This is a genomic window from Alteromonas pelagimontana (assembly GCF_002499975.2).
Lineage (GTDB): Bacteria > Pseudomonadota > Gammaproteobacteria > Enterobacterales > Alteromonadaceae > Alteromonas > Alteromonas pelagimontana.
Genome location: NZ_CP052766.1, coordinates 3,250,868 through 3,262,554, shown reverse-complemented (window position 1 = coordinate 3,262,554; position 11,687 = coordinate 3,250,868). Strand labels below are relative to the sequence as shown.

The following is an 11,687-nucleotide window of genomic DNA, read 5'->3' as shown; positions in this document are numbered from 1 at the left end:
CAGTTCCTACTCATCTTGCATTAACCAGCCTTTCACTACCTGTGCAGACAGTTCTGGCTCATTGGCCACCAGCGCACGGACAGCTTTCAGCACATCTTCATCTTTATGTAAATCGGGTAACATCAGCGAGCCGTCAGGGGCAAAGCCAACCTGACCTGCATCAAAGTCCTGATTAAGAATACTGATAGTTTCGTCACCTAAATCCAGACCTTCATCCGCATCAAAATCATCTTTTTCTTTGGTTGCTTCAGGATGAATCAGGCGGCGCAGCATTGGGCGGATAACAAACAGAATCAGCACAATGATAACCAGTCCACCGACTATCAACTTAAGTATAGGTAAAAATTTCGGTTGTTCCCAGATTGGGAGATCTTCGACGATGCCCGTGTCCATGCGAGTAAAGGGAACGCTGACAACCTCCAGCGAATCGCCGCGTGCAACATCAAAACCAATGCCTCCCTGCAACAATCGGCGAATATTCAATAGCTGTTCTTGTGCTAACGGCGTAGAGCTTACATCTCCGCTCTCGCCCGTTATCCGGGTATAATCCACCGCCACAGATACGCTTAAGCGGCGAATCATTCCAGTTTGCTTTTTGGTATGACTGATGGTGGTATCAAGTTCGTAATTGCGAGTTGATTCCTTGGTGCTGCTACCCGGAGCAGAACGTTGTTGTGTACTTTCACCCACTGCATTTTCAGGAATATTCGATTCCAGCGGTGGCTGATTACTTAGCGCACCAGGAATGCCGCCGCTTGTTCCTCCGACAGTACTATGCTCGCTAACCATTTCACTACGTACCGCAGGAAGGTCAGGATTATAGCTGCGCTGTGTTTGTTCCACGGCGGTAAAATCCATGGTCACATCGGCTTGCGCGGTATAGTTACCGATACCCAGCACGGGGATTAATATGGCATCGATTTTTTGCAGATATTCGTCTTCACGTTGGCGTTCGATTTCATACTCTTTACGTGCAACAGCGCTGAGGGAATCCTGGGAACCGGAATTCAGTAATCGGCCATTGCTGTCCGTTACGGTCACATTTTCAGGCTCCATACCTTGCACAGCGGAAGCGACAATATCTACCACCGCGTCCACTTCCTCACCGTTAATGACATTGCCACGTTTTGCGGTCAGAACTATGGTTGCGCTCGCCTTTTTCTCGCGCCGCGAAAATACGTTTTCTTTAGGTAGCGCAAGTAGCACCCGGGCTTTTTGAATGCTGGACATATCTTCGATGGTCGCACCAATTTGCTGCTCTCTGGCATGCTTTAAACGCTCCATCTCCACGCGCTGGCTGACGCCAAAACCCATGTCCTGCATAATGATGTCGCTACCGGCATCTTCTGAACGCGTTAAGCCCTGACGAGTCATGCCCAGGCGAATATCCTGAAACTGATCATTTCGCACCAGTATCGTGTTGCCTTCCAGTTTGTAGTCAATCTGGCTGGCATCGAAATAATCCAGCGTCTCAATGAGCTCTTCGGTAGACATTTTCGCTAACGGCCGATAATCAGGTTCCTGCGCCCAGATAAGGATGAACACCGCAATCGCCACACAAATAACGAGTACCACTACCAGCGCCATCTGACGCATTACGTCAGCGCTGCCGAGGGTATCCATAAAACCAGATTTGTTTTCTGATTCGTTGGCATTGGACTGATTAGTATCTGCTACTGTCAGATTTGTCCCAGTTGCTTCAGCCATGGTTAATTAACTCCACCTAAACCGGCATATTCATAATTGTTTTATACGCTTCCAGCACTTTATTGCGTACCTGCACCGTTGCCTCAAAGGCGATTCCGGCTTTCTCTTTGGCTATCATCACTTCTGCCAAGCTGACAGACTGATCGCCCATTTCAAAAGCTTGTTGTAAATTTTTGGAATGCGTTTGCATGCCGTTTACGCCCTCAATCGCGCCCTTCAGCATCGTGGCGAATTCGCTACCCGACTGATTGTCGTTTATTTTCAGGTTAGGTATTTCGTTGGGCTGAAGACGAGTTTGCCCAATCATGCTCTGCATTTCTTGATATAAACTGCTGGCTTTAACGTCCATAACCTCTCCGGAAAAATATTTTAACTGCCAGTAAATTGGCTGGCGTGCTTACTTTCCTTGGACACAGCAATTAATAGACCAACTTTTAATTTCTATAAGATACAGGCAGTTAGAGGGGATGCCAGAAAATTGACAGAGAATGGGCAGTTGCTCTCTTAAAAGAGACGCGGGTTGGTGATAAGTAGTTTTAGGGTGGAACGCGGTTTTGTACAGCTTAGGTAGTGTTTTACTACTGAAGTTGTGTGGTGCAGCTGCCTAAAGCCATCTGGCCCCAGGCAGGAGTCAAACACAAAAATGATGGGCTTAAACCGGGCTACGCCGGTACCTCAATGCCGTTTTCACGCATTCTGGCAAGCTTGTAGCGTAACGTTCTTGGGCTAATTCCTAGCTTTTCAGCCACTTCTTTACGCTTACCGTTACATAACTGCAGCGTGTCCAGGATAATCTGATGTTCCTGATGACGAAGCTCAGAACCCAGCTTACTGTTATCGTCGTCCAATTCCTGCTGCACAGGTGAATGACTCGCCAGTGACGCCGCCATATCAATCATAAGATCCGACGAATCAATGGTGGCGCCGTCGCAAAGAATGAGCGCTCGCTGAATAACATTCTCCAGTTCCCTTACGTTGCCCGGCCACTCGTAATGAAGAAGCTTATTTCTGCCAGCCGCCGTTATCGTTATTTTACCCATACCCTGGTGTGAAGCGTGGCGCTGAATAAGATGCTCAGCCAAGGGAATAATATCACCCGGGCGTTGTGCCAGAGGAAGCCACACAATAGGAAAAACGTTAAGCCGGTAGAACAAATCTTCGCGGAATTCACCGCTTTCCACTGCCTGATGAAGATCCCGATTGCTGGTGGCAATTACTCTCACGTCCAGTCGCACCGGTTTGCGCCCGCCGAGTCGCTCGACTTCCCGCTCTTGCAACACCCGAAGTAATTTCGCCTGCAGGGTAAGGTCCATTTCGGTAATTTCATCAAGTAACAATGTGCCATGCTGAGCTTGTTCGAACTTTCCCGGACAGGCTTGCACCGCGCCGGTAAACGCGCCTTTTTCATAACCGAACAACGTCGCTTCCAGCATATTTTCGGGAATTGCCGCGCAATTAATGGCAATGAAGGGAGCATTGCTCCGCGACGATTGATCGTGAATATAGCGCGACAGTACTTCTTTTCCTGAACCGCTTGGACCGAGTACCATCACAGTGGCTTCTGAGCGCGCCACTTTTCGCGATAGCTCCAGCAATTGCAGACTAATGGGATCGGCAACAATTGGGGTGCGGGATTCTACCTTTTGTGCAGGCGCATAACGGCCCACCAGGTTAAGCAATACTTCGGGAGCAAACGGTTTCGACAGATAATCCGTCGCCCCATCTCGCATCGCCTGAACAGCATCGTCTATGGTGGCATACGCCGTCATTAGCAGCACGGGTAGCTGAGGATACCGGCCTTTAATGCTTTTCAATAAAGCCAGCCCGCTCATCCCTCCCATTTGTATATCACTGACTACCAAATCCACCGGTTGATTGGCCAGTATCAGCAAAGCTTCTTCAGCACTGTCGGCCGCGGCTACCTGATACTCGGCAAGCTGTAACGTATCGATGAGCGCTTCACGTAAACCCGCATCATCTTCAACAATTAGAATGATTGTCTTCTTCATGAACATTCTCCTGCATACTGAGACGAGCTATTCGAAAGCGGCGCACTCAAAGGTAAAGAAACGACAAAAGAGGCACCACAGTCAGCAAGATTTGTTACGCTTAGCTGCCCCTTATGCGCAGACACTACCGACTTCACCACCGCTAATCCCAAGCCTGTGCCGTGGGTTTTGGTAGTGAAAAAGGGCTCAAAAATCTTTTGTTGCAGCGCTTCAGGTACACCAGGACCAGCGTCGCAGACTGAAATTTCTAACGTATTTTTGCCCACCACTGCGTTAACTTTAATTGTGCTACCTTTCGGGCTTACCTGACTGGCGTTATGCAGAAGGTTAAGTAAGGCGCCCTGCAATGCAGTAATATTGCCGGTGAAGCAGGCTTCCTGCTGAAAGCCATTAAAAATGACATGTTGACTAGCCTGCTGAATAAAGACGGTCGAGGTTGTGGCTACTGCCTGGTGCACATCGCTAAGCGTAAGCAGACCTACCACCTGGTCTTCACCTGATTTGGCAAACAGCAGCATGTCGTTTACCTGACTTTCGAGATCTTTTAAACGGGCAGTCAGTTTGTCAGCAAAATTAATAGTGGCTTCTTCGCCTAACCCTTTTCTTTTCATATTTGCTGCGTATAGCATCGCAGCTGACAACGGCGTGCGAATTTGATGTGCCAGCGACGCCACCATTTTTCCCAACGCAGATAAACGCTGCATGTGGCTTACGCGCGCCTGCAGTTGACGAGTTTCTGTTAAATCAGTTAATACAATCAGCTGACCTGGTTCGTTTTCCAACGGCGTAATAGACAGCTTTACACGGCGACCATCAATAAGTGAAACCTCATGACCATCATCGGCACGGGGCTTAAATGAGCGTTGGATAATGGTGCGCCAGAGCTCACCTTCCAGAGGTTCTCCAAGCAAATCAATCGCCTGACTGTTGGCTTGTCTGACAATGCCAGAACCATCTAAGACGATAACCCCCGCAGGCATTACCTGAAGCAGATGAGAAAGACGGTTTGCCTGTTTTCGCAAGGCATGAACTTCGTCATTTTCAGCATTTGTGGGCGCACCTTTAGGCTTACGCAAAGCATTACGCTGCGACGAATTTGTATCATCGGAAGAACGGTAGTGACCCTCGTGACCATTGAGGAAATCGCTGGTGTAGTCACCACTGTATTGACTGCTATCGTATGCCATATCACCCTCGTCAAAAAGCAGACGCATGTGCGTTTTGCCTATTTAACAAGCAGATGTTATGCCAATATTTATTAACTATATTTCAATAGCTTATGGAATGATAATAGACAGATTCGCTCGTCAATTATCTGACGAGATCTGTTCTTCACGTTGAATATCATATTTACGCATTTTTTCAACTAAGGTGGTTCTGCGCATCCCCAGCTTGTCTGCAGCCCGTGCCACCACCCAATCTTGCTGTTCCAATGCCTGGATAATTAAATTGATTTCAAGATCAGATAAATACTCTTTAAGATTTACACCTTCTGCAGGCAACTGAGAATTATTTTGATCGTCAGCGGCCCCGGCTTCAGTGCTATCGCTGGAGGAAGTGTCTTCCTGAGCAGCAGCCTCTGCGAACAACGCGTTAAAAGCATCACGCTCAAGAAGCTCCTCAGGATAATCGGGTTGGTAGGCCTCTACATCACCATACTGATATTTGGGTGGTAAATCTTGTATATCAACAACTTGGCCCGGATAGAGAATACTCAGGCGCTCTACAAGATTGGCGAGTTCCCTTACATTGCCATCCCAACTATGCTCCATTAATGATGCAATGGCCATTTCGGTAAATCGGACAACGTCTACACCGTCCCCCTGAATGCGACTGATAAGTTCCTGTAACAACAGCGGGATATCTTCTTTGCGATCTCGTAACGCCGGGCTATCGATAGGGAATACGTTTAGGCGGTAATATAAATCTTCACGAAATTTATCTTCGCGGATCATAGTTTCCAAATCACGATGCGTGGCTGCAATAATACGAACGTTACAACGCAACGGGCTACTGCCCCCTACTCGCTCAAAAGTTCGCTCCTGCAGAACCCGCAGCAACTTAACCTGCATCTGTAACGGCATATCGCCAATTTCATCAAGAAACAACGTGCCGTTTTCTGCCAGCTCGAACCGCCCTTTGCGTGCACTAATTGCTCCGGTAAAGGCGCCCTTTTCATGTCCGAACAACTCGCTTTCCAGCAACTCACCCGGTATTGCTCCGCAATTTACCGGAATAAACGGGCCATCTTTTCGTGCAGATAAAAAATGCACGTTACGGGCGACAACTTCTTTACCAGTGCCCGATTCGCCCAAAATCAATACGGTGGCATCGGTAGGAGCGACCTGCTCTACCATACGCCTTACATTTTGAATTTCGTCACTGCGCCCTACCAAGCTTCGGAACAGCCGCGTTTTTAAACCGCTGGATTTGCCCGCTCCAGGCTTGCGCCGACTATATTCCTGGCACCGATGAATAGACTGAGTAAGTATTGGATATGTGAGAGGCAGCGTAACCACATTCACCAGATTACAATCTGGCGAAGCGTCACTTTCCTTTTCCTGGATGGCAACAAAAGGAGTATGAGGAAAAAGAGTAACCAAAGATTTAGCTTGATCAGCAATCGAATAGTCGATGAGTACAGCATCCACCGAATGGGATTTCAAATAGCTAGCACAGTCCGCGAACGACTTGCTATTACAAGGCTCACCCAAAAACGTGATAATGGTCTCTAACTTGTGAATAAGGTCGCCGTTATCGCTAACGAGCAGGATATCCTTCATCAATTCCCCAAAAACGCGTTCTTATTTTTACAGTTTAGCGCATCTGCATGATTGTAGCGGTAAAAGATCCAAGCGCAACAGCTTCCTGATATAACTGGGTATAACTGGTTATAAAAAAAGCAGGTTACCCTGCTTTTCTCAAAAAACTTCTTATTTATACTAACTCAGCAAGGCGAGCACCTGACCCTGTTGCTGATTAGCTTGAGATTGTACGGTCATCGCAGCTTGGTCCAGTATATCATTAGAAACGCTTTGCGATACCGTTTGAGCATAATCGGTATCCTGAATACGGCTTCTCGCGGCAGCTGTATTTACATCTGCTTGCGTTAAGTTTCTTGCCGCACTTGCAAACTGGTTCTGCGTTGCGCCCAAATCAGACTGAGCGGAACCTACGAATTCAAGAGCAGCGTCCGAAGCCTCAATAGCTGCATTGGCCCCTTCCGTTGTAGAAACATCAATGTTGAGGATATCGCTTAAGCGACTTCCCACATTCTGCGTATCTACACTGACGCTTTGGCCACTATTCGCACTTACCTGAAAATCGATAGCGCCGTCTTCACTTAATAAAGGCTTACCGGCAAAATTGGTCTGTTCCACCGTGAGGGAAATATTTTCCTGCAGCCCAGCTATCTCTGACTGGATAGCCCTGCGGTCACTGTCGTTCAAAATTCCGCTGCCAGCTTGAATGCTAAGCTCGCGAATACGGCTAACATCTTCACCAATTCCCGCCAAACCACCTTCTGCAACTTGCGCCAGGGAAATACCATCATAAGCATTATTTACCGCCTGACGATTGCCATCCACCTGAGATGTCAGCCGATCAATAATTTGTTGCGCAGCCGCATCATCTGACGCATTGTTAACGCGCTTGCCAGAGGCCAGCTTTTCCATCAGGTTGGTTTGTTTTTCCTGGACCTGTTGTAACAACCCGGCATTCGGGCTCGGGACGAAATTGATCATTGAACAACCCCTTTCACTGTTTGACAAACACACCTTCACTTAGTATAGCAATCATCAAAGGCAAGACAATGGAAAATCCTACTTGAACGTGACGGTAACGTACATTCGCTGGGACCTAATTATATTGTTTAATACCCAGTCGATACCTTAGCAGTAAGGAGTTATCTGGCGATGCCGATATGCACTATGGCTCTACATTGCCTATAGATAGCTACCCGATAGACTATTATAGTAGCATCAGCGCCCCGTCAGGATCGAAACTACAGATGGTAATTACAATGCTTTATACTATTCCGCCGCGTGGCTACCAAGGAATCTTTGAGATCTTCCGCCATTGGCTGCGTCCCAAGTATTTCCAGTGCCTATTCTCGGAGCGCTATCGTTCACAGCCTGCAGCACATCTAAAAGCACTTGCTCAGGTAAACAGTAAAGTTAAACCTTTGTTGCACTTCGCGCAAAAACCCAATTTGCAAAAAACGTTTAAGCTTTCATTTAACGTTTATGAAACCGCGAACCTATTGCAAAGAACGATAGAACATCAGGTAGATTTGCGAAATCTGCCGTTAGCTGATGAATCTTTTGACGTTGTCTCCCGCTCCCAGATTTTTGAACATAATCGGGACGACTACTCCGCGATTCAAAAATTTCACCGGGTCTCAAACTCAGCCTGTTTTGAAGTCTTAGCTGCACCAGTTGTGGGTCTGAAGACAATCGGGTTTGAACCAGCTGCTGAACAAAACATTCTTGTACGATTCCAGCGTTTAGAGTACTTCGAGCGATACAAGAACTTTCCAAATTTGGATGTACGCCCTTTTAACCAGCTGGCCGCGAAGGATCTCCCTTTTTCCTACGCCAAAATAACCACGCATTCATGCCAAAAACGAACGCTTGACGATCTATTTACATCCCTTATTCGGAATAGCCCTGTATTTAGTTTAATTGCATCTTTCCAAAATGGAATGTTTATTCCATCCATACTGTGTTTTTTTGGGGTCTAGTCATGACTTTGCATATAATGATATTAGATAAATTTACTCCTCCATTTATAAAACTGATAAGCAAATATTTTTGCAAGGAAAAACATCATTTTGCATTTATTACCAGTGAAAAATACAAGTTTGGATTATCAAAGGAAGATGACGTTACATTTTACCATACCGAAAGCGATTTTAATATCTTAAAAAAAGCTATGGTAAGAAGTAATAAAATAGTGCTTCATGGTCTCTGGCGCGATAAAATAGACGATATACTAATTGAAGAGCCAAACCTGTTAAAAAAAAGCTACTGGATAATGTGGGGAGGTGATTTTTATTTTCCAGAAACTAAATCTGAAAATAGAAAAATAATTATTAGAAATGTGGCATATTTAGTAAGTGGTAATCGCGGTGATATCCAGTATGTTAGAGAGCACTATAGTGCTTCTGGAAGACACATTAATAGCGTATGTTACCTTAGTAATGTCTTCTATGATCGTGATATACCGCCCGAGTCACCCCACGCCCTCACGATTCAAGTAGGTAACTCAGCTGATCCTACTAACAATCATGTAGATGTATTTCAACAATTACACCCTATTATTGCGGGTAACACTAAAATCCTTTGTCCTTTGTCTTACTGCGACGAGAATAACGCCCAAACCGTAGTTTCCCAAGGAAAGCAATTTTTCGGCAATCGTTTTATCCCAATTCTTCAATATCTTAGCTTAAAAAGTTACCTGGAGATCCTCAGAAACGTGGATTTTGCTATTTTTCATAGCTGCCGGCAGCAGGGATTTAGTAATATGATAAACCTGCTGGGAATGGGAAAGAAGGTATTTATTAATGATAAATCTAACCTGTGCAAATACTTTACTAGCTTGGGAGTTACGTTTTTCTCTAGCTACAATATTGAGTTATCCCCCATTGATAAGGATGCAGCATTGAAGAACCAGAAAATAATATTGGATAACTTCACGGAAGATTCACTAGTTTACTCTCTGCGAAAATGGGTCGAATAGGATTAAGCGATATGGATAAAAGAGTAGCTATCAGTCAATCTAATTATATACCCTGGATTGGATATTTTGACCTTATAGCGTCAGTAGATGAGTTCATACTGTACGATGATATGCAGTATACACGGCGAGATTGGAGGAACAGGAATAAAATTAAGACGCCACATGGAGTGCATTGGCTAACAGTTCCTGTGCAGGTTAAAGGTAAATATCATCAATTAATTAAAGAAACTTTACTTGATGGAGATGAGTGGAAAGCTACTCATCTACAGACCATAGCGCAGAACTATAGGCGAAGCCCTTTTTTTTCTGAAATCTTCGACTTAGTATCACCAGTTTATGAAAAAGAAAGTTTCAACACGATTAGCGAAGTCAATAGAAGACTTATCAAATTGATATGTAGATATTTGTCTATAGATACAAAAATCTCTACCTCTATGGATTATCATTTAACAGAAGGTAAAACGGAAAGGCTTGTTTCGCTGTGTAAGCAATCTTGTGCTAATAAATATTATAGCGGTCCTGCCGCTCAGTGTTATCTCGATACAGAGCTTTTTTCTCAAAGCTGCGTAACTGTAACTTGGTTTAAGTATGGACCGTATCCCCAATACAAGCAGTTGTGGGGTGATTTCGAGCCACATGTTTCAGTATTAGACGTTCTTTTTAACTGCGGGAAAGAGACAAAAAAAATGCTAAAGAATCACAAAGATTTTTGTCAGAGTACTTATAGATGACTTTCAAGATAAATATTATAGATGTAGATACATTTGAAGAAGTTTTGTCTCAAGATGGTTTTCTTTCTTCTTTAAAAGAAAATGTGTATATCGTAAAACAAATGTTTAGCCCTGATACGATAAATTTTGTGAAAAGTCAGTGCGAGCAGCTCGAAAAATTAAACCCCGCTAGCTGGAATCCTTGTGTTGATCACTGTCCAGATTACCACCGCAAACATTATAATTACCCTAAAGCTTATGTAAAGTCGATTCAGCATGCGTATTACTTTCATCGATGGAATGGGAATTGTCAGTTGTTTAGCACTTTTTACCGAATATTTGAATGGAAAGCTAAGCTTGCTGAGAGTTCAAGTGCTGAAACATATCTCTCCCATGTTCCTTCTGATGGCCCTATCGCCCGTATTGTTGTACATCATTACCCAAAGGGCGGGGGCGGACAAGAAGAACACATAGATCCAGAATCGCCCTATGCTCGAATCCAAACGATTGTTCAGGCAAGCGTTCCCGGCAGAGATTTTTCACAAGGAGGACTTTACATTAATTCAGAAACGACTGGCAAAGCTTATCTTGACGGGTTGACCATACAAGGAGATTTAATTGTAATGTCCCCAGCGATCAAACATGGTGTGGAAAGCATTCACTCAGAGCAAAGTTTGGACTGGGAAAGCAAAGAAGGGCGCTGGATTATAATGCCTATAATTATTAATTCTGATGTTAATCCTGATGAGTATGGCAAACCACAAGGGCTCGGCAAACAGTGAAGAACATAACTATACCTGATAATCATGAGCATTCTATTGACCTGATATTGAGTAACTTAGCCAATTTTTTTGCTGATGATAGAAAATCAAATAAGTTAAGGACTGTGTTACATATTGGTGCTCACAAAGGAGAAGAAGTACCTTACTACCTTAAGTTTGGTTTCACCAAAATTTATCTTGTTGAAGCCATTCCCGAACTGGTAAACCATTTGGAAGAAAAATACTATGCCTCAGACTCTGTAGCTGTTTTTCACCGCGCTATAAGTAATTGTAATGGAACAACAGAATTTTCGATCCATAAAACGAAAAAGGGCAGCGTCGAGTCGTCTAGTTTATTACCTTTAAAAGCATTAGGTGAGATTGTCCCAGTTTTTGACTCCAGAAGAAAAATAGAAGTTCCTGTATCTACTATCGATTATTTTGTTGCTTCTTTGGGTATTGATGAGGTAAATCTTCTTTGTCTAGATATACAAGGTGCCGAGCTAATGGCTTTACAAGGAGCCGAAGGGACACTACGTAATTTGGACTGTTTAATATGTGAAGTAAACCTTTTAGAAAATTATGAAGGTGGAGCCCAGGAAAAAGATATAGAAGACTGGCTTTTTAAGAGGGGTTTTGTGAAAATCTTTACGATTTATCATGAATTATACAAAGGTGACCATACCTTTCCTGCATGGGGTGAAGGCTTGTGGATAAATTCCATAAAGTATCCGAGTATGAATTTAGGTGGAGAAAATTAA

The 11,687-nt window shown here is 44.5% G+C and carries 11 protein-coding genes; 5 read left to right on the top strand and 6 right to left on the bottom strand.

Translation table 11 applies throughout. The annotated features are described in order from the left end of the window. Positions 1 to 6 precede the first annotated feature (6 nt). The 6 genes from fliF to CA267_RS14315 form a co-directional block, all read right to left on the bottom strand. Positions 7 to 1,707, bottom strand: coding sequence for a flagellar basal-body MS-ring/collar protein FliF (fliF, locus tag CA267_RS14340; RefSeq protein ID WP_075610580.1), 1,701 nt, complete (start codon positions 1,705 to 1,707; stop codon positions 7 to 9). 16 nt (positions 1,708 to 1,723) lie between these two features. Continuing rightward, on the bottom strand, positions 1,724 to 2,056 hold the full coding sequence (gene fliE / locus CA267_RS14335) for a flagellar hook-basal body complex protein FliE (RefSeq protein WP_075610581.1): 333 nt from the start codon (positions 2,054 to 2,056) through the stop codon (positions 1,724 to 1,726). A 313-nt stretch (positions 2,057 to 2,369) separates the two neighbouring features. Next, a complete protein-coding gene (locus CA267_RS14330; RefSeq protein WP_075610582.1) occupies positions 2,370 to 3,716 on the bottom strand; it encodes a sigma-54-dependent transcriptional regulator in 1,347 nt (448 codons plus the stop codon). Beyond that, positions 3,713 to 4,903 (bottom strand): sensor histidine kinase, encoded by a 1,191-nt coding sequence (locus CA267_RS14325; protein ID WP_075610815.1) that lies wholly within the window; start codon positions 4,901 to 4,903, stop codon positions 3,713 to 3,715. Before CA267_RS14325 ends, CA267_RS14330 begins: the two co-directional genes overlap by 4 nt. 120 nt (positions 4,904 to 5,023) lie before the next feature. Then, complete coding sequence (locus CA267_RS14320; RefSeq protein WP_075610583.1) at positions 5,024 to 6,499, bottom strand: sigma-54 dependent transcriptional regulator; 1,476 nt, start codon at positions 6,497 to 6,499, stop codon at positions 5,024 to 5,026. 159 nt (positions 6,500 to 6,658) lie between these two features. Continuing rightward, complete coding sequence (locus CA267_RS14315) at positions 6,659 to 7,459, bottom strand: flagellin N-terminal helical domain-containing protein (RefSeq protein WP_075610584.1); 801 nt, start codon at positions 7,457 to 7,459, stop codon at positions 6,659 to 6,661. A 266-nt stretch (positions 7,460 to 7,725) separates the two neighbouring features. On the opposite strand from CA267_RS14315, the gene CA267_RS14310 reads away from it, so the two are divergent. The 5 genes from CA267_RS14310 to CA267_RS14290 are packed head-to-tail and all read left to right on the top strand — an operon-like array spanning position 7,726 to position 11,687. Beyond that, positions 7,726 to 8,457 (top strand): class I SAM-dependent methyltransferase, encoded by a 732-nt coding sequence (locus CA267_RS14310; RefSeq protein WP_075610585.1) that lies wholly within the window; start codon positions 7,726 to 7,728, stop codon positions 8,455 to 8,457. Positions 8,458 to 8,474: 17 nt separating this feature from the next. After that, positions 8,475 to 9,455, top strand: a complete 981-nt coding sequence (locus CA267_RS14305) for a TDP-N-acetylfucosamine:lipid II N-acetylfucosaminyltransferase (RefSeq protein ID WP_170669069.1) — start codon at positions 8,475 to 8,477, stop codon at positions 9,453 to 9,455. An 11-nt stretch (positions 9,456 to 9,466) separates the two neighbouring features. Further along, positions 9,467 to 10,186: a WbqC family protein gene (locus CA267_RS14300; RefSeq protein WP_075610587.1), complete on the top strand. Its 720-nt coding sequence runs from the start codon at positions 9,467 to 9,469 to the stop codon at positions 10,184 to 10,186. Next, complete coding sequence (locus CA267_RS14295) at positions 10,183 to 10,947, top strand: hypothetical protein (protein ID WP_075610588.1); 765 nt, start codon at positions 10,183 to 10,185, stop codon at positions 10,945 to 10,947. Before CA267_RS14300 ends, CA267_RS14295 begins: the two co-directional genes overlap by 4 nt. Continuing rightward, the gene (locus CA267_RS14290) at positions 10,944 to 11,687 is read left to right on the top strand and encodes an FkbM family methyltransferase (protein WP_075610589.1); all 744 of its coding nucleotides are present in this window, start codon (positions 10,944 to 10,946) and stop codon (positions 11,685 to 11,687) included. The genes CA267_RS14295 and CA267_RS14290 overlap by 4 nt, the downstream gene beginning before the upstream one ends.

Bases quoted from the DNA above. Each gene is read 5' to 3' on its own strand.
- CA267_RS14310 (WP_075610585.1), top strand. From the start codon at position 7,726: ATGGTAATTACAATGCTTTATACTATTCCGCCGCGTGGCTACCAAGGA.
- CA267_RS14305 (WP_170669069.1), top strand. From the start codon at position 8,475: ATGATATTAGATAAATTTACTCCTCCATTTATAAAACTGATAAGCAAA.
- CA267_RS14325 (WP_075610815.1), bottom strand. From the start codon at position 4,903: ATGGCATACGATAGCAGTCAATACAGTGGTGACTACACCAGCGATTTC.
- fliF (WP_075610580.1), bottom strand. From the start codon at position 1,707: ATGGCTGAAGCAACTGGGACAAATCTGACAGTAGCAGATACTAATCAG.
- CA267_RS14315 (WP_075610584.1), bottom strand. From the start codon at position 7,459: ATGATCAATTTCGTCCCGAGCCCGAATGCCGGGTTGTTACAACAGGTC.
- CA267_RS14320 (WP_075610583.1), bottom strand. From the start codon at position 6,499: ATGAAGGATATCCTGCTCGTTAGCGATAACGGCGACCTTATTCACAAG.
- CA267_RS14295 (WP_075610588.1), top strand. From the start codon at position 10,183: ATGACTTTCAAGATAAATATTATAGATGTAGATACATTTGAAGAAGTT.
- CA267_RS14330 (WP_075610582.1), bottom strand. From the start codon at position 3,716: ATGAAGAAGACAATCATTCTAATTGTTGAAGATGATGCGGGTTTACGT.
- CA267_RS14300 (WP_075610587.1), top strand. From the start codon at position 9,467: ATGGATAAAAGAGTAGCTATCAGTCAATCTAATTATATACCCTGGATT.
- fliE (WP_075610581.1), bottom strand. From the start codon at position 2,056: ATGGACGTTAAAGCCAGCAGTTTATATCAAGAAATGCAGAGCATGATT.